This window comes from Roseovarius confluentis, assembly GCF_002917925.1.
Lineage (GTDB): Bacteria > Pseudomonadota > Alphaproteobacteria > Rhodobacterales > Rhodobacteraceae > Roseovarius > Roseovarius confluentis.
On the sequence record NZ_PPFE01000006.1, the window covers coordinates 1 to 17,252 of the forward strand.

At 63.7% G+C, this 17,252-nt stretch carries 15 protein-coding genes and 2 pseudogenes; 6 read left to right on the forward strand and 11 right to left on the reverse strand.

Features of this window, described 5'->3' with window-relative positions; translation table 11 throughout:
• The 5 genes and pseudogenes from C2I35_RS14025 to C2I35_RS22750 all read right to left on the reverse strand — a co-directional run.
• Positions 1–145, reverse strand: a 145-nt coding sequence (locus C2I35_RS14025; RefSeq protein WP_211286158.1) for a CoA transferase, incomplete at its 3' end; no start/stop codon positions are given.
• On the reverse strand, positions 145–969 hold the full coding sequence (locus C2I35_RS14030; RefSeq protein ID WP_103763699.1) for an IclR family transcriptional regulator: 825 nt from the start codon (positions 967–969) through the stop codon (positions 145–147). The genes C2I35_RS14025 and C2I35_RS14030, both read right to left, overlap by 1 nt.
• Before the next feature lie 452 nt (positions 970–1,421).
• A complete protein-coding gene (locus tag C2I35_RS14035) occupies positions 1,422–1,616 on the reverse strand; it encodes a hypothetical protein (RefSeq protein WP_103763700.1) in 195 nt (64 codons plus the stop codon).
• Positions 1,617–1,968: 352 nt separating this feature from the next.
• Positions 1,969–3,012, reverse strand: coding sequence for an alcohol dehydrogenase (locus tag C2I35_RS14040; RefSeq protein ID WP_103763701.1), 1,044 nt, complete (start codon positions 3,010–3,012; stop codon positions 1,969–1,971).
• Between the two features lie 91 nt (positions 3,013–3,103).
• Positions 3,104–3,361, reverse strand: a pseudogene (locus C2I35_RS22750) (aldehyde dehydrogenase family protein); the annotation flags it as partial.
• Positions 3,362–3,622: 261 nt separating this feature from the next.
• Between C2I35_RS22750 and C2I35_RS14045 the strand changes: the two are divergent.
• From C2I35_RS14045 to C2I35_RS14055, 3 genes are all read left to right on the forward strand, one after another.
• Complete coding sequence (locus tag C2I35_RS14045; protein WP_103763702.1) at positions 3,623–4,765, forward strand: sulfite oxidase; 1,143 nt, start codon at positions 3,623–3,625, stop codon at positions 4,763–4,765.
• A gap of 71 nt (positions 4,766–4,836) precedes the next feature.
• On the forward strand, positions 4,837–6,948 hold the full coding sequence (locus tag C2I35_RS14050) for an acetate--CoA ligase family protein (RefSeq protein ID WP_103763703.1): 2,112 nt from the start codon (positions 4,837–4,839) through the stop codon (positions 6,946–6,948).
• A gap of 41 nt (positions 6,949–6,989) precedes the next feature.
• A complete protein-coding gene (locus C2I35_RS14055) occupies positions 6,990–8,117 on the forward strand; it encodes a CaiB/BaiF CoA transferase family protein (RefSeq protein WP_211286155.1) in 1,128 nt (375 codons plus the stop codon).
• A gap of 24 nt (positions 8,118–8,141) precedes the next feature.
• Here C2I35_RS14055 and C2I35_RS14060 read toward each other — a convergent pair whose 3' ends face one another.
• Positions 8,142–8,714: a cysteine dioxygenase family protein gene (locus C2I35_RS14060; protein ID WP_281255068.1), complete on the reverse strand. Its 573-nt coding sequence runs from the start codon at positions 8,712–8,714 to the stop codon at positions 8,142–8,144.
• A 43-nt stretch (positions 8,715–8,757) separates the two neighbouring features.
• Here C2I35_RS14060 and C2I35_RS14065 point away from each other — a divergent pair, with 43 nt between their 5' ends.
• Entirely contained in the window at positions 8,758–9,093 is a 336-nt protein-coding gene (locus C2I35_RS14065; RefSeq protein WP_103763706.1) for a hypothetical protein, read from the forward strand.
• 345 nt (positions 9,094–9,438) lie between these two features.
• Positions 9,439–10,170, forward strand: coding sequence for an IclR family transcriptional regulator (locus C2I35_RS14075; protein ID WP_146050042.1), 732 nt, complete (start codon positions 9,439–9,441; stop codon positions 10,168–10,170).
• On the opposite strand, the gene C2I35_RS14080 is transcribed toward C2I35_RS14075, so the two are convergent.
• Genes C2I35_RS14080 through C2I35_RS14100 form a run of 5 tightly spaced genes read right to left on the reverse strand, consistent with a single transcriptional unit; the run spans position 10,167 to position 16,147 of the window.
• Positions 10,167–11,726, reverse strand: coding sequence for a tripartite tricarboxylate transporter permease (locus tag C2I35_RS14080; RefSeq protein WP_103763709.1), 1,560 nt, complete (start codon positions 11,724–11,726; stop codon positions 10,167–10,169). The genes C2I35_RS14075 and C2I35_RS14080 overlap by 4 nt on opposite strands.
• A gap of 10 nt (positions 11,727–11,736) precedes the next feature.
• Positions 11,737–12,201 carry a tripartite tricarboxylate transporter TctB family protein gene (locus tag C2I35_RS14085; protein WP_103763710.1) on the reverse strand — a complete coding sequence of 155 codons (465 nt, stop codon included), beginning with the start codon at positions 12,199–12,201 and terminating at the stop codon, positions 11,737–11,739.
• Positions 12,202–12,225: 24 nt separating this feature from the next.
• Positions 12,226–13,206, reverse strand: coding sequence for a Bug family tripartite tricarboxylate transporter substrate binding protein (locus tag C2I35_RS14090; protein ID WP_103763711.1), 981 nt, complete (start codon positions 13,204–13,206; stop codon positions 12,226–12,228).
• Positions 13,207–13,266: 60 nt separating this feature from the next.
• Complete coding sequence (locus C2I35_RS14095; RefSeq protein WP_103763712.1) at positions 13,267–14,004, reverse strand: enoyl-CoA hydratase/isomerase family protein; 738 nt, start codon at positions 14,002–14,004, stop codon at positions 13,267–13,269.
• Between the two features lie 16 nt (positions 14,005–14,020).
• Complete coding sequence (locus tag C2I35_RS14100) at positions 14,021–16,147, reverse strand: acetate--CoA ligase family protein (protein ID WP_103763713.1); 2,127 nt, start codon at positions 16,145–16,147, stop codon at positions 14,021–14,023.
• 347 nt (positions 16,148–16,494) lie between these two features.
• On the opposite strand from C2I35_RS14100, the pseudogene C2I35_RS14105 reads away from it, so the two are divergent.
• Positions 16,495–17,201 (forward strand): annotated as a pseudogene (locus tag C2I35_RS14105) (IS6 family transposase).
• The last annotated feature ends 51 nt before the right edge of the window (positions 17,202–17,252 follow it).

The window sequence follows — 17,252 nt, forward strand, 5'->3', positions numbered from 1 at the left end:
GCATGGCATCGCCGGCGGGGGGTTCGATCTTGATGACCTCCGCCCCCATATCCGCCAGAAGCATCCCGCAAAACGGCCCAGCCGCGATCTGGCAAATCTCGACCACGCGAACGCCGGCCAGCGGAAGGGATTGCGGTTCGTTCATCAGGTTTCCTTTCGTGTTTGCAGCGCGGCAGACGCCTCTTCCGCCGCCGTCGTCACCATCTTCGCAAGTTCCGGAATGCGGGTCTCGGTCACCCTATCCGCGGGACCTGCGATGGACAGCGCCATCCGGACACGTCCGTTCAGGCCATAGATCGGTGCGCCGATCGCACAGACCCCGCCGCGCCATTCGCCGCGATTGATCGAATAGCCCCGGTCGCGGGTGGCTTTCATATCCTCCACCAGTGCATCGAGATCGGTGATCGTCTCATCGCTCTGCGCGACCGGCTCCAGCGCGCGCCATCGGGTTTCCCCATCTGGATCGAAGGCCAGGATCGCCTTGCCCGTCGCCACGCAATAGCCCGGCGCACGCTCCCCCACGCGGGTGAAGGTGCGCACCGCTTCCGGGCTGTCCAGCCGATGCAGGTACAGGACTTCGTCGCCGTCGATCAGGCCAAGGATCACCGTCTCGCGGCTATCGTGGCGCAGCCGCTGCATTGCCGGAAGGCACGGATTGATCCAGTCGGGCTGCTCCGACCGCATCATCGCGACCTCCCAAAGACGCAGTGTTGCGCCATAGCGAACCGTTTCCGGGTCCTGCTCGACGTACCCTTCCTCGATCAGAGTGTGCAGCAGGTGGTGAGCGTTTGTCTTGCTAAGCTCGGCCACGCGGGAAATATCGCCTAGGCTCATTGCGCCGCGCGCCGACAATATCTCGATAAGGCGCAGCCCTTTGCGCAGCGTGGTATCCCGGCGCGGCGCTGCTTTCGGCTTCGATGCCGCGGAGTCCGCTTCTGCTGACGCAGCTGTCTTTCTGTCTTTCATCATCTCTCGTTCCTTTTTTCAGCCATCCAGACTGGGGTGGTGCAGTCCATCATAGCTGAATAGGTGCGAAGTGTTCGAGAACTGCAAACGGGCCCTCTCCGGGAACGCCCGGATATTCCGGCATGGCACGGATCCAGCCCCGCAACTTGCCCAGGAAAGTGGAAATCAGGCCGCAGGCCGCAAAGGATGTGTATCGAGGTTTTCGCTGTTTCTGGGTGGCTAGACTCGATCACGAGGGATTCCGTTGTTCTTCAAGCGTGAACGCCTTTTCACATACATTAATGGTTTTTGACTGTAAACCCTGAGATTGACGCTCCTGGAAGGCACTAATTGACATTCAAATGAGACGCCCCGGAATTGCCGGCGCATCCACGCGCGCTTCGACTTGACCGACAAGTACCTCATCGCAATCACCAGCGAGTGGAGATGAGACAAGAGACCGGGACCAAACAGAGTCAGGCCGAAAAGGCCATGAACCGGCTCAGCATGTTGGCGCCTATGGCCATCACAAAGATCGCACTGCATATCTGGAGCGTCTCGAGGCCGCCCTGTTTCATCAGTTCGAAGCACATGGTGCGCTTCACCGGCGTGATCAGGATGGTCATGGACGCGCCCACGGCCCCGGCCACGAAAAGCTGGCTGATCGGCACCCGGGCGATAATGCCCTGGAGGATGCAGAGGATCGAGGGGGGATCAGCGCGCGCTAGGTGAAGACGGCAAAGAGCAGTGCGGCGAGGAAATGCAGCACCTTATGGATCGTCTCCGGCAGCGGCCGCGTCACCACGTCCACCGCGATATGGGCGTTCCGGCTTTTCGGCCAGGACGAGGGGCAAAAAGCAGATGGCGACCATCTAGTACTGCGAGCCGATAGGAATGGTGCCGGGCAGCGGACTGTTGAAGAACGCCTGCGCACGCTTGGCCTTGTCGATCCCATTGCCCGCGCGGGGGTCGCGTGAGCACCCGGCGGCTCGCCGCCGGGGTCGAAACGCCTGTCGGCGACGGTCAGGGGGTCAGCACGGCGCGGCCGATGACCTTGCCCTTCTCCAGGTCTGTGATCACGGTATTGGCGTCGTGCAGATCATGTGCGCGGGTGGGGATCCGCCCCAGCTTGTCATCCATGGCCATGCTCATCAGATCGCGAAACTCGGTCAACGATCCGACGCAGCTGCCGACGATCCGCGCCGACTTCCAAGTGATGTAGGGGATGCGCCAAGGCGTTGCTCCGCCGTAGAGCCCAACGAGCACAAGCGTGCCCGCCTTGCTCAGGGCTTCGAAGCCCAGTTCGGTGGTCTTGGGGTTCCCCACGAAGTCGATCACGCATTTGACCGATCCGCCGCAGGCGCGCTGCACTTGCGCGACGGCATCCGTGGCGGCGCCGTCGATGGCAGCACCGGCGCCGGCGGCAATTGCTGCCTCGCGCTTGGCCGGATCTACATCCACGACGACCGGCGACCGGGCCCCGAGCGCCTTGAGAATTTCGATCGCCATAAGTCCAAGCCCGCCGGCGCCGATGATGACGACCGTTTCCTCCGCGACCTGCGGACGTATCTTGTTGATCGCGCCGAAGGCAGTCAGCCCCGAGCAGGAAAGTGGCGCGAGGTAGAGCGGATCGCGGGTACCGATGTCGACCAGGTAGCGGGAATGGCGCACCTTGATATGCGAGGCAAAGCCGCCCTCGAGTTGCACGCCGATGAAATGCGGCTGGGTACAGAGATGCTCGTCACCGGTCTTGCAGGTGTCGCACATGCCGCAGCCCTGCCAAGGGTAGACAACGACCTTGTCACCCAGGCTTACCCCGGTCGCGCTGTCACCCATGCCGATCACCTCGCCTGCGATCTCGTGGCCGAGGATGCGGGGCAGCGGCCTGCCGCGGTCGACGATCTCGCCGTTGCCCACGTCATAGCCCCCAGCCTTCATGTGGACGTCGCTGTGGCAGACCCCGCACGCGGTGATACGCAGGACGATCTCGTCCCCCGCGGCCTCGAGATCCGGGCGCTGCATAAGCTCCATATCCGCCCCGAATTTGACGACGCATTGGCATTCCATCTTCTGTCTCCTCTCCTGTAAACCTCAGAACTGGCTGTCGAACTTGTTGATGCGGAAGGCTTCCATCCCCTCCGACCCACCGGCGCTGCCCCAAGCCGCTGTCCCGGCGACCGCCGATCGGCGAACCGAAATAGACGAATCCAAAGGTGTTGTTGTCGACCATCCCGGCGTCGATCCGCGTGGCGGCTGACCGGGCGCGATCTTTCGAGCCGTTGAAGACGTAGCGACCAAGCACAAAGCCGGTGCCATTGGACGCCGCGTAGGCATCCTCGCCCCCGGCAAAGCGGTTGCAACGCTGCGAGTCACAGGGTTCGTCACCTCGATGGTAACGGGCGGCTGCCGCAGCCATGCACCGTCCGCAAACAGGGCCGGATCACTAAAACTGATCGTCACTGGGCCCCGCTTTTCTATATTTCAGAATTATATATCATATTTTGGAACACGCTATGCTACAGACGCGACCGGCGTCAAGCGGTTCCTTCAACCTTGACCGCGACGCTCTCGGCAGTTGATGGCCGAAGTGAGCGGACGCCATTCCCGCTTGACAATGATCACATGTTCCAAATAACAAAAACATGTTCTACCATACGTAACTCAAAGACCTGTCGGAATGACCTGCTATCTTCGCACAGATCAGTTCCGGCCGGACGCAGAGCCAAAGCAGCACGAGGAAGAGACGATGAAGGATCAGATCAATGAAGACGGCCTGACGGTTCGCGCCCGCGATGCCGAGGGCAATCCCCAGATGGCCGAGGGCCGCCTGCCGGAGGGCGGCGGGATCACCCAGACCGACGATTTTTTCATCGTTCACCACTACGCCCCCCACAAGGTCGGCAGCGAGGACTGGTCGCTCGAGGTGACGAAGCCGGACGGGTCGACCGCGAAACTCGTGCTGGCGGATATCGAGGCGCTGCCAAAGCGCGAAGTCACGGCGCTGCTGGAGTGCGCCGGGATGAGCCGCGGCTTCCTGGCCGACAAGACCCCTGGCACGCAATTCGGGCACGGCATGGTCGGCACGGCAACGTGGCGCGGCCCGCGACTGTCGGACGTGCTTAATCACTTGGGGGTGCGCGACGGGTTCGAATGCGTGATCCTGCGGGGCGGCGACGAAGGCGTGACCCAGCCCGAGAACATGCATTCCGATTTCTCCAAGGGCCTGCCGAAAGAGAAGGCGCTGGACGGCTCCACCATCCTCGCCACCGAGATGAACGGCGCGCAACTGCCCTGGCTTCACGGCGGGCCGGTGCGGCTGGTGGTGCCCGGCTGGTTCGGTGTCTGGTGGGTAAAATGGCCGTGCAAGCTCGAATTTTCGACCGACCGGACCTACGGTGGCTTCTGGCAGAAGGAACGCTACACCTATCAGGATACGTCTGGCAGCATCACCGGCGTGGTTGGCCCGGGCCTGCCGCGCGCGATCATCCAGTCCCCCGAGGATGGCGACAAGGCCACGAAGGGCGGCAGTGTTTCCGTTTCGGGCATCGCCTGGGCCGGGGATCAACCGGTGGAAAAGGTCGAGTTGAGCCTCGACGGCGGCAAGACCTGGACCGCGGCCGAGTTGGGCGCGGACGAGGGTCCCTTCGTTTGGCGGACCTGGCGCGCCGAGGTTACGCTCGACGGACCGCCCGGCTACAACTTCCTGTCGGCCCGCTGTACCGACGTCTCGGGTCGGGTCCAGCAGACGCAGAGCGCGGCCAACCGGCTAGGCTATGGCAACAACGACATCCAGACGATCCGGCTGAACGTCACCGCCTGATCGCGACGCGCACAGCGGATCCCCCGACCGGCGAAACGCGGCAGGGCGCATGCAGAAAATCTCGAGGACACATGAACAGCATAGAAACCACCACGGCAGATGACGACGGCATTCGCGCGCTGCTGAACCCGCGCTCCGTCGCCATCGTCGGCGCATCCGAGGATCAGGCCAAGTTCAGTGGAAGGATCACGCATTACCTGCTGAAGCACAGCTATGCAGGCGATGTCTACCTGATCAACCCCTCACGCGAGACCCTGTTCGGGCGACGCGCCTATCCCTCGCTCGACGACCTCCCGGCCACACCCGACGTGGTGCTAATCGGCACGCCGAAGCCGACGATCGCGGGCATGATCGACAAGGCCGGGCAGCGCGGGGCCAAGGTGGTGGTCGTCATCTCCAGCGGTTTCGCGGACGCGGGCGATAAGGAAGGCGAAGCGGCGCTTGCAGCGCTGGCGAAGTCGCACGGGATGCGCTTGATCGGGCCGAACGTCATGGGCTTTGCCAGCCCGGTCAACAACCTGGCGATGATGTCCTCGCACGTCTTGAAGGTCGACAGGCTGCGCACCGGCAACATCGGCATCGTCAGCCAGAGCGGCGGTGTCCTCAGCGCCCTGATGGACTTCGTGGAGCAGCACGGGTTCGGCATCTCGCACGCCTTTCCGACCGGCAATCAGGCGGACGTCGATTTCTGCGACCTCGTCGGCGGGCTGGTCGACGATCCGATGACGCAGGTGATTTGCACCTATGTTGAGGGCCTTAGCTCTCCCTCCCGCTTCATCGAGACGGCGCGGCGCGTGCGCGCATCGGGCAAGACTTGGCTGATGATGAAATCAGGCCGGACCGAGGCCGGGATGGAGGCCGCCTTTTCCCATACCGCGAGTCTTGCTAGCAGCCACGACGCCTTCACCAACATCTGCCGCGACAACGGGATCGTGCTGTTCGACGACTTCGAATCGTTTGTCACCGCGACCCTGCTTGTCTCGCACAGCCCAGCGGCGCGGATCGACCGGATCGGTGTGGTCTCTCCTTCGGGGGGAAGCTGCGTCATGACCGCCGACCTGTTCAGCGACATGGACCTGCCAATGGCCGAGTTCGGCCCCGCGACCCGCGCGGCCCTGCCGGCGTACTTTCCCGACGACATGACGAACCCGGTGGATACCGGCGCGGCCGTCAAGGATCCGATCGTGGGTGCCAACGGTCCCGTGACGCAGGCTATCGTGCAGGACCCGGCGGTCAGCCTGCTGCTGGGTGTGATCAGCACCTGTCCCGACGTCCGGCTGGTCTCCCAACTGGTGGCCGATGGCGCGGGTGATACGCCACATCTGCTGGTGATCCAGCCCGCTGCGATGGCGGACGAGGCGCGTGCCTACCTGCGCGAGAATGCCATCCCCTATACTGACAGCCTGCACGGCGCGGCCCGCGCCATCCGCGCCCTGCGCGCTGCGGGCACAAGGACGGCCCGCACGGCCGCCATCCGTCCGGAGGGCTGCGCCCTGCCCGCGGACCTGCCTTCCGGACCGTTGGACGAGAAGGCGGCCAAGGCCCTGCTGGAAAGCTACGGCATCCGCACCAACACCGGCAGGCTGGCTACCGACGCCGAGAGCGCGCGGGGCATCGCCGCCGGGTTGACCGCGCCGCTTGTGCTCAAGGTCGTGTCGCCGGACGTCGTGCACAAAGCGGATGTCGGCGGCGTGATGCTGGACATCGACGGCCCCGAGGCGATGGCCGATGCTGTCCGCGCGATGCGTGCCCGGCTGGAACAGACCGCACCGGATGCCGAGATCCACGGCTTCCTCGTGCAGGAACAGGCCACCGGCCTCGCCGAGGTAATGATCGGGGTACAGCACGACGACCTCTTCGGCGCGATGATCATGGTGGGCGCAGGCGGTGGGCTGGTGGAACTGCTGGCCGACGTGGCCACGGCGAGCGTCCCGGTGTCCCCGGAAGACGCCAAGCGGATGCTGGGAACCCTGAAGATCGCGCGTATCCTCGAAGGCGTCCGGGGGCAGCCTCCACTGGACATGGACGCCGTCGCCGACGCGATTTCCCGGACAAGCTGGCTGGCGCACGACCTGGGCGGCCGCCTGTGCGAGCTGGACATCAACCCCCTGTTCGTTGCCGAGGCGGGCAAAGGGGCCGTTGCGGTGGATGCCCGGGCGCTGATGGCGCCCGCGACCGCCTGATCGGCTCTTCGCCGGACAATGCCCCTGTGAAGGAGACGCATGTGACCAACTCTCCCCCTCTGGCCGGAATAACGGTACTCGACCTGTCCCGACTGCTACCGGGTCCGCTCGCGACACAGCACCTTGCCGATTACGGCGCGGAGGTGATCAAGATCGAGGAGCCGAAGCTGGGCGACTACGCCCGCCGGACCGATAGCGCGGGCAAGCACTCTGCCATTTTCAACGCCTTGAATCGCAACAAGCGGTCAGTAGCACTCGACCTGAAGTCCGAGGCGGACCGCGCCCTGTTTCTGACACTCTGCGAGACCGCCAATCTGGTGGTCGAGGGCTTCCGGCCCGGCGTCATGGACCGCCTCGGGCTGGGCTATGACGCGCTTGCCGCGCGGAACCCGGCCATCGTGATGTGCAGCATCTCGGGTTATGGCCAGACCGGGCCGAACCGGCTGCAGGCCGGTCATGACATCAACTACCTCGCCGCCTCCGGCGTGTCGGATCAGACCGGCGCGGCGGGCGGCCCCCCGGCGTTGTCGAACTTCCAGATAGCGGACCTCGCAGGGGGCACACTGGCCGCCGGCATGGGGATGATGATTGCCCTCTACGACGCCGCGCGGACCGGTCGGGGGCGGCACGTCGACGTTTCGATGACCGACGCGGCCTTTACTCACACGGTCATGCCTGTGGCCGACACGGTCCAGCACGGGCGGCCGCCGGAACGGGGCCGGGGCCGGCTATCCGGTGCTTTCCCGGGCTACGGCTATTACGAGACGTCCGACGGGCGCTACATGGCTGTGGGCGCGCTTGAGGCAAAGTTCTGGAAGGTGCTGGTCAACGCGCTGTCCCGCCCGGACCTCGAATCCTGCGGACTGGGCACGCCCGAACAGCAACGCCATGCCCGGTCCGAGCTCGAGGCGATCTTCCGCGGGCGCACGCAGGCCGACTGGGCCAAACATTTCGCGAATCACGACTGCTGCGTAAACGCCGTTCTCACCACGGAGGAGGCCCTCGCCTCGGCGCAGGTGCAGGCCCGTGGGCTGGTGCTGGAGGAAGGCAAGCTGGCGCCGCCGGTCCGCATGTCGCGGTTCGAGCCGGCGATCACGCGCCCGGTGCCCGACCTCGGGGCCGACACGGCGGACGTCCGGCAGCGGGCCGGGGGCGAGACTACGCGCTAGAGCAGACGCGCCCTGCCGTGACCGTCAGGCCCAGATGTTGGGGATGCTGTCGCCAGAAAAGCCCGAAATGAACTGTTTGGCCGTGCCGGTCTCGAGATCGAAGACCGACCTCGGCACCTTACCGATATTCGCGCCATAGATATGGATGCTGATCGACACCCGGTCATCGTAGGCGTTGCGAACCTTGTGGACGTCGCCGATGTCGGGCGATACCATGTCGATCATGCCGGGATCGAGCCGCTCCTCGCCGGTGCAGACCATCGGTGCCCCTTCTGCGGGCGGCTCATAGCTCTGCGCGACTTCCGCGCCGCGCAGCATCCCGATCATGCCCCAGACGGTGTGATTGTGGATCGGTGTCTCCTGTCCCGGGCCCCAGACAAAGCTGACCACCGAGAACCGCTCGAAGGGATCGCAGTGCAGCAGGTACTGCTGGTAGAATTCGGGGTGCGGGCGGGCACAGGCTTGGGGCAGCCAGTCATCCGAGGAGATGAGCGTGGCGAAGGGCGCCTGCAGGGTCTCCAGTATCTCGGACTCGGCGGCGCCTCCATCCAGTGTCTCGGTCGCCTTGCGTATGAATGTCCTGAGCAGCGCCGTCATTCTTTGGCCTCCCATTAGAGTTCTCGGCCCGGATCGCCGGGCCATGTTCGTCAAGGCCGGGCGGGCGGCGCAGCGCAGCCCTTGGACGCACGATGGTTTTCATCGGCGGACCAAAAGTGCGGGTCCGGCTACCGCCTTGCAGATCGATCTCGGACAGGAGACCATCAATTCTGTCTGCAATGCCCAACACGTTCGCCATACCAGCCTTTACTTTCACAATACAGAATACATTTCTATAAAATGGAATTTCGTTGTGGTGTCAATGGAGGACTGGATGACTCGAGAGATGGCTGTTGCAGTCCGGGTGGGCGGGGACCTTGACGGCAATCATCGGGCCCGGCCGGCTCGCGCGATTTGTCGGGCCGGCAATGACGCGTAACCTGTCTGACCGTCCCGATCCCGTCGATCTCGATACCGCTTTGAAGTGTGGGTCTGCGACCGGATCGCCAATCTGGCCAACCGGGAGAGTGCGCTCGGCACGCACATGAGTTGCATCGAGGCCCGGCGGATCGGCTACGAGGGCTATGGAAGGGACATCGATGCCCTTGTGCGAAGTGCCGCCGTGTCCGGGCTCAAGGAAAGGATCCGACGCTACAGCGAGCGCGCCCGGGTCACTCGCAAGGCGACAGTGTGACACGCTTTCCATCCGTGGAGAAGAAATGCTATTCTCACACTTCAGTCGGAAAGGAATATACATTTGGCGGACAAGGCTTTCGTTAAAGGATTGAAACTCCTTTCTGCGCTTTCCGAGAGCGGCGGACCGAGAACGCTGACCAGTCTCGCTGATCAGCTGGGTCTGACGAAAAGCAATACGCATCGCCTGCTGCACACTTTGATCGAAGAGGGGTTCGTCAAGCAGGACGGCGAAAAGGGACTTTATTCCGCGACGCTGCGCTTGTGGGAAATGGGATCGCGCATCGTGGCCGATCTTGACCTGATGGGAATAGCGCGCACTCCGATGCAGGAATTGTCCGACAAGGTGGGCGAAACCATTCACCTGTCGGTTCTCGATGGGCTCGAGGTGATTTACATTGACAAGATCGAGGCCACGCAGGCGGTCCGCGCCTATACCAATATTGGCGCGCGCGCGCCCGCTTGGGCGGTGGCCACAGGCAAGGCGATGCTGGCCCATATTCCCGCGGCCGAGGAGGCGCTGATTGCCTCCGCCCGTCGAAAAAGGTTCTCGCCCAAGACGCTGGTGACCAAGGACAGTCTGCGGGCCGAATTCGCGCGCATTCGCGAGACCGGCATCGCCTTCAACAACGGGGAATGGCGCCCGGACGTCTGTGGCGCCGCCTCACCGATCCGGGACGCCCGTGGGTCCGTCATCGCGGCGCTGGGGATCTCCGGTCCGGCGATCCGGCTGAACGCGGAACGGCTCCAGGGCCTTGCCCCGGCGGTCATCTCGGGGGCACTGACCATGTCTCGGGCGCTGGGGTGGCAGGGACAGGACTAACTCGTACTCCGCCGTCCATCGGTTTCCGCCCTGCTTGCTGATTCCGAGATTGCGCTGTCATGCCGGCCCGCGGGTCGGAAAATCTGCGACAACGACAACGCGAGCTGGAACAGCACCACCAGCGTCGTCACCCCGTAGAAGAAGATCGCGATGCCACTGGAGAAGAAAACGGTCAGGTCGCCGCGGGATATGATCAGCACGCGCTGCAGGTTGTCCTCCAGCAGCGGCGAGAGCACGAAGCCAATTAAGAAAGCCGCCTCCGACACCCGAAGCGCCCGGAAGGCAAGCCCGACGAAGCCGGCGAAAAACATGACCCAGACGTCGAACATGGAGTTGGAGATGGCGTAGGATCCGACCACGGTCAGCACGATGACCATCGGGAAAAGGATCGCGCGGGGCACCTCGACGATCCGGCGGATCAGCGGCACGCCGAAGCGCCCGACCACGAGGATCACACCGGAGGACACCAGCAGCGCGACATAAAGCGCGTAGACGAAGCTGATGTTGTCCTGGAAAAGGTTCGGCCCCGGCGCGAGGCCGTGGAAGAAGAAAGCCCCCATCAGCATTGCGGTGATCACGTCGCCGGGAATGCCGAGCGCCAGCAATGGTATCAGGGTCGAGGCCCCGGTGCCCGAATTGGCGCTTTCCGCCGCGGCCACGCCCGACAGGGCGCCTTGGCCGAATTCCTTGCGGTCCGGCGCCGTCTTGCGCGCGATAGCGTAGGAGGCGAAGGTTGAAGGCGTAGCCCCGACCCCGGGGATCGCGCCCAGCACAATGCCGACAGCGCTGCCACGCAGGATTGTCGGTAGCACCATGCGGAAGTTCGCCCGCGACAGGCGTCCCCGCTGCTCCGGTTTTCCGGAGATTTCGATCTCGGCCTCCTTCGCCGGACGGAAATAGTATAGCAGGATATCCGGCAGCGCGAAGAGCCCCACCAGCAGCGGCAGGAAGGCGATCCCGTCGTAGAGGTTCGGCTGGCCGAAGGTGAACCGTTCGGTTCCGTAGATCAGGTCCAGCCCTACGGTGCCCGCGAAGAGCCCCAGCGCCCCGCCAATCACGCCCTTCAGCAGGCCCGCGTTCGACACCGCCGCAATGATCGTCAGCGAGAAGATGACCAGCGCCAGCAGCTCGACCGGGCCGAAGCGCAGACCGAAGCGGGCCAGCATACCGGCCAGCAGAATTAGCGCCAGAACCGAGATCAAGTCGCCGATGAAGGAGGCCCAAAGCGCAGTGTCCAGCGCCTCTCCGGCGCGGCCCTTGCGGGCCAGTGGATAGCCCTCGAGCATGGTACAGGCGGCGGCGGGCGATCCGGGCACGTTCAGCAATATGGCCGAGATCGACCCGCCGAAAAGCCCCCCCTTGGTGATACCCAGGAGCAGGACGATGCCCGCCAGCGGGTCGAAGAACAGCGTGAACGGCAGCAGGATGCCGATGGCCATGGTGATCGTCAGCCCCGGTATCGCACCAATGATCGCGCCCAAGATGACTCCGAGCGGCAGATAGACGAATATCTGCCAGTTCAGCAAGAGGTCCAGAGACGCCCCCAGATTTTCCATTATGATCTCCTCAGAAGAGGTCAGGCAGCCGGTTCGGCAACGGGATGCGGGCGATCTCGATGAACAAAACGTGCACGGTGGAACTGAACAGGATCGACAGCACGAGGCTGCGTAACGGTCCCAGCCGCGACTTGAACAGCAGCAGGCCGAAGACGAACAAGAACACCGTCAACGCAGTGCCCAGCACAGGCAGAAGCAGGAGCAGGCCGGCGAAAGCCGCGATGAAGACGATGCCGCGCAGCGGCGACATCGCCCCCAGCGATAAGCCCTCCTGTCCGCCGACGAAGATGCCGGCGAAAATGATGCACAGGCTGACCGCGACCACCACCCAAGCCAGCAGGCGTGGCAGGTCCTGTGGACTGAGCGAATTCGGCTGCACATAGCCGGGTGCCCTGATCCCCATGGGGATCAGGACGAACACAAGGAACAGACCGAGGCAGAGCAGGACCAGTCCGGGAAAGAGTCTCGATAGCATGTCGCTGTCTTTCCTCGGAAACGTCTATTGCTGTGCCAGATTCAACCGCTTTAGCGTTTCGGCGAAGAACGCGTGGTTGTCCCGCAGTTCCTGCCCGAAGGTCTCCGCGTCCCTATAGTCCGCGACGAGCCCCAGCTTCTCGAACCGTTCCAGAACGTCCTGGCGCTGCACGGCCTCCTCGACCGCGGCCTGCATCCCGTCGAGCGCTTCCTGCGACATTCCCGCCGGTGCGACGACACCGTACCAGATGATCGACTGCAGGTCTGCAAAGCCGGCCTCGGCCAGCGTCGGCACGTCCGGCAGGCCGTCCCAGCGTTCTTCCTTCAGGACGGCCATCGTCTTGACCGCGCCGGCCTGGCCCTGCGCCAGCAGCGGGCTGTAGTCGAAGGCTGCATCGATATGTCCGCCCACCAGGCTGTTGACCGCCTCATTCGATCCTTTGAAGGGCACGTGGGTGGCCTGCGAGCCGGTCATGTCCTTGAGCAGCTCGATGTAGAGATGCGTGGTGGAGCCGACACCGGCGGATCCGAAAGTCACCTCGCCGGGATGTTCGTTCATGTAAGCGACGAATTCCTCCATCGTGTCGACCGGGAAGTTGGGTCGCAGCGCAAGCGAGCCGATGGCAACATTCATCTTGGCGACGGCCTGAATGTCCTCGAGCGGGTCGTAGGAGACCGGGCGCATGTTCGGCGCGATGGTCAAGGTAGCATTGGGCGTAATACCGAAGACGCTGCCGTCCGCCGGGGCCGCGGCCAGGCGCGTCATCCCGATGGTGCCGCCGGCGCCGCCGATGTTCTCGACCGTGATCGACACGCCAAGAATTTCCTCCAGTGCAGGCACGATCGCCCGGGCAGCGTTGTCGGTGGTGCCACCGGGATTGTACGGAACCATCACCCGCAGATCTCCCGTCGGCCATTCCGCCCGCGCCTCACCAACGGCGAGCGTTCCCGCAACCAGCAGCCCGGCCGTGGCGGCGGCCACCAATCTCCCTACAAATCTTAACATTGTCTTCCTCCCTTTGAATGAATGCCCGCGACTGGGTCCTCCGCCCTGCCGCGACCTTCCCTACTGCCCGGTGAACTCGGGCATTCTCTTCTCCCGCGAAGCGGCCAGGCCTTCGTTCTTGTCGTCGCTCGCGTTGATCCGGTCGAATTCCACCCTGGCCTGCCACATCCGCTCCGCGGGGCAGGTCGTGATCGTCCCGTCGAGGACGTGGGTCTTCAGCGTGGCCAGCACCATGGGCGCCATGGCTGCCATGGATTGAGCCATTTCCAGCGCCACCTCGATGTGCTGGCCGTCCTCGACGATGCGGTTTACCAGCCCCATCTCATAGGCGCGACGGCCGGGCACCGGTTCGGCCATCAGCATGATCTCCATCGCGAGCTTGGTGGGAATGCGCGAGGCCAGCGTGGCCACGATCCCGCCAGTAAAGCCCAGCTTCGCCTCGGGATATGAGAACCGCGTACTCTCGGTCGCGACGCAAAGGTCGCTCATCGCGGCCATGACCAGCCCGCCGCCGACGCACCAACCGGTGACGGCCGCAATGATCGGTTTCTTCGTGCGGATGCCCAGCCCCGGTGCGCAGCGCCAGAAATCGGGAATATCATGGAGATCAGCCCCGGCGCAGAAGGCCCGGTCGCCTTCGCTGGTCAGGATGGCGACACGCTGATCCGAGGCATCGAACTCCTCGAAGGCTTCCTGCAGCGCAAGGGCGACCGGCGTGTTGATCGCGTTCATCTTCTCCGGCCGGTTGATCGCGATGATCGAAACCTTGCCTTCTTTGCGTACCGTTACGACACTCATCTTATCCTCTTTCCTTTCAGTCGTTGTTGTCTGCCATGAGGATGCGCGCATCGACCGCTACGCACCCTTCCCCCGCCTTGCGCAGCAGTAGCGGGTTGATATCCAGTTCGCGGAACCCCGGCCCCGCCAGCGCCGCAAAATGCGAGACTCGGACGATCGCATCGACCAGGGCCGCACGGTCCAGCGGGCCACTTCCGCGGAAGCCAGCCACCATCGGCGCGATGGCCAGGCGGTCGATCATCGCCTCCGCCGTTCCGGCATCCACCGGCGCCGAGGCGAGCGAGACGTCGGCCAGCAGTTCCACGAGGATGCCCCCGGCACCGATCATCACGACCGGCCCGAAGTCGTCATCGTTGCGGGCCCCGACGAGCAATTCCAACTCGCCCTCCTGCATGGCCTGGACCGAATAGCCCTCGATCCGGGCGTCGGGCCGCTCGCGGCTTATCCGTGCGCCCATCTCCGTCACCGCTGCCGCGACCGCGTCAGGACCATTCAGGTTCAGCCTCACACCGCCCGCGTCGGACTTGTGCACGATCTGCGGCGAGACGATCTTGACCACCGCCGGGCCGTCGAACCCTCCGGCAATGCGCCGTGCCTCCTCCGCGTCGAGGGCGATACCCCCGGCGTTCACCGGCACCCCGATCCCTTTCAGCACCTCCTTGGAGCGGTCTTCACTCAACGCGCCGAAGAGGTTTTTCGGCAGTTCCATGCCCTCTGGCTGGCTCGGCAAGGGACGCACGCGCATTTCGCGTAGCGCCATCCAGCCCTGCAGGGCGCGGATACCGGTGTCCAGCGTATCGACGATGACCTGCCCACGCGCCTTCAGGCGGTCGCGTGCCTCGTCGGCAGCAGCGCCGGGGAACATGATCATGATGTTCGGCATCTCCTGCCCTTCCTTCCGGGCGGCATCGATTCCGTCGGCATAGGCCTCGCAGACATCTGCGAGCGCGGGCACGGTCGTCACCGCCGTCATGCCGAAAGCGACACCGGGGTCGCGGCACAGGGCAGTGGCGCTGGCGCGGACCGTGTCGGCATTGCGGGCGCCGCCGGCGGTGGCGTCGATGGGGTTGAGACGCGCGGCCTCGGGCAGGTACTCGGCAAGCGTGGCCCGCGTGCCGTCGGACCATTCCGCCAACGGCAAGCCCGCTTCGGTCAGCCGGTCGGCCAGCACCGTGGTGCCGCCGCCCGAGAAGCTGAGCCCGCCAACCGCGCCAGGCTTCGGCGCACCGGAAGCGCCTAGAACCGCCGCCAACGTGATCATGGCGTCGAGGTCATCCATCGGCAACACGCCGTTCTCGCGACAGATCGTGTCGAACACCTTGTAATTGCCGGACAGCGACGCGGTATGGGAAAAGGCGGCCGCCGCGCCGGAGGCGGTGCGTCCGGCCCGGACCACCAACCACGGCTTGCCCGCGGCCCGGGCCCGGCGCGCCGTCTCGACGAAGCGGGGGGGAGCCTTCAGTCCCTCGATGTAGCTGGTGATGACCCGCGTCGCCGGATCGTCGATGGCGAAATCGACGAAATCGCAAAGCTCTAGGTCAGCCTGGTTCCCAATCGAGAACAGGTGCGAGAACCCGATACCCATTTCATTCGCCTTGTCGAACAGGGTTGCCATCATCGCGCCCGACTGGCTCGTGAAGGCGATGCTTCCCGACTTCAGGTCGTCGATGAAGAAGGCGGGAGAGGACGAGACACAGAGCCTTGCGCCGGGACTCACGAAGCCGAGGCAGTTGGGGCCGATCAGTCGGATGCCGTTCTGGCGGGCGATTGCCAGCACCTCGGCCTCCAGAGCGGCACCTGCCTCGTCCGCCTCGGAAAACCCGTTGGTGATGATGACGGCGCTTTGGACACCGGCTGCCGCACAGTCGCGAAGTGCCGCCGGCACCATCTCGCGCGGAACCACGATCGCGGCCATATCCACCGGGCCCGGCGCATCCGTCACCGTCGCGAATGCCGGCAGACCCAGGATCATTTCGCGTTTGGGATTGATCGGGATGATCCGGCCATCAAACCCATGGCGTACCAACAGGTGGAACAGCCGACCGCCGAATTTCGCCTGATCCTCGGACGCGCCGATGACGGCCACGGAATCCGGCTGGAATAGGGTCGCCAGCGATTTGCGCGGTATCGTGTAGTCGTTCACCCCATCTCCTCCTCAGGCGCGATACGAACAGTTGAAAAAGGCGATCTCGCCTGTCACTTATGTTCCGTAACACAGAAATTAATTTCATAATACAGAAATATTTCGTCTGAGCGAGTTTCATGTAAACGGGAGTGGGAAGACGTTGTGGGAACAGTGCCAAGTTTTCTTATGGCGGCCGCGATCAACCTGAAGCCTAATCGTCAGGCAGCCATCCCGAGGGCGTATCCGTGCCACAGGTGTAATTTTGCTCTAATATCTTAGACGCTGAATTGTTGGCTGGGTGGTGCCGGGGCCATGTCAGAGGAACTTGGCTTGAGGCGGGTTGAACCTCCGCCTACCCAGCCCGAATGGCAGAACGCGCCCCATTCAAGTACTTCAAATCCGGTCCCGAGATCATGCGTCTGACGGCGATGCTCTACGTCCGGCTCCCGCTCTCGCTGCGAAATGCCAAAACCTTCTCCACGAGCGCGGCATCGACGTCAGCGACGAGACGGTACGGTATTGGTGGAACAGGTTCGGCTCAATGTTTGCCTCAGAGCTAAGAAGAAAACGGGTTCAAAAGCTGCGTGCCGTCTCGAAATGGCAGCGGCACGTGGACGAAGTTTTCGTGAAGATTGAAGGCGAGCGCCACTATCTCTGGCGGGCCGTAGATCACGAAGGCGACGTACCGGAAAGCGTTGTTGCAAAGCGACGAAACAAGCAAGCCGCATTGAAAATGCTGAGGAAAATGATGCGGCGCTACGGTCGTCCAGAGGTGCTGGTTACCGACCGGCTCCCTTCGTATAAAGCCGCCCTGCGCGACCTCGGATGTGATGATCTCCAGGCATGTGGGCGCTGGCTCAACAACCGTATTGAGAATTCACACCTGCCATTCCGACGAAGGGACCGAGCCATGCAGCGCCTCCGCCGAATGCGAAGTCTTCAGAAATTCGCTGCCGTTCATTCTTCCATTTTCAACCACTTCAATCAGGGCCGAACACTCTCCAGCCGCGATATCTTCAAGCTGAACAGAACCGCCGCTCTCGCCGAGTGCCAAAGTCTCGGCGCAGCATAAAAGACACCTTCACTGTCCAAGAGGAGGCGAGTTCGAATTGGTCTGACAGCA

What these genes read in the sequence shown, in the direction of transcription:
- C2I35_RS14030 (WP_103763699.1), bottom strand. Translation starts at nt 969, where the DNA reads ATGATGAAAGACAGAAAGACAGCTGCGTCAGCAGAAGCGGACTCCGCG.
- C2I35_RS14040 (WP_103763701.1), bottom strand. Translation starts at nt 3,012, where the DNA reads ATGGAATGCCAATGCGTCGTCAAATTCGGGGCGGATATGGAGCTTATG.
- C2I35_RS14045 (WP_103763702.1), top strand. Translation starts at nt 3,623, where the DNA reads ATGACCTGCTATCTTCGCACAGATCAGTTCCGGCCGGACGCAGAGCCA.
- C2I35_RS14050 (WP_103763703.1), top strand. Translation starts at nt 4,837, where the DNA reads ATGAACAGCATAGAAACCACCACGGCAGATGACGACGGCATTCGCGCG.
- C2I35_RS14060 (WP_281255068.1), bottom strand. Translation starts at nt 8,714, where the DNA reads ATGACGGCGCTGCTCAGGACATTCATACGCAAGGCGACCGAGACACTG.
- C2I35_RS14065 (WP_103763706.1), top strand. Translation starts at nt 8,758, where the DNA reads ATGTTCGTCAAGGCCGGGCGGGCGGCGCAGCGCAGCCCTTGGACGCAC.
- C2I35_RS14080 (WP_103763709.1), bottom strand. Translation starts at nt 11,726, where the DNA reads ATGGAAAATCTGGGGGCGTCTCTGGACCTCTTGCTGAACTGGCAGATA.
- C2I35_RS14085 (WP_103763710.1), bottom strand. Translation starts at nt 12,201, where the DNA reads ATGCTATCGAGACTCTTTCCCGGACTGGTCCTGCTCTGCCTCGGTCTG.
- C2I35_RS14090 (WP_103763711.1), bottom strand. Translation starts at nt 13,206, where the DNA reads ATGTTAAGATTTGTAGGGAGATTGGTGGCCGCCGCCACGGCCGGGCTG.
- C2I35_RS14095 (WP_103763712.1), bottom strand. Translation starts at nt 14,004, where the DNA reads ATGAGTGTCGTAACGGTACGCAAAGAAGGCAAGGTTTCGATCATCGCG.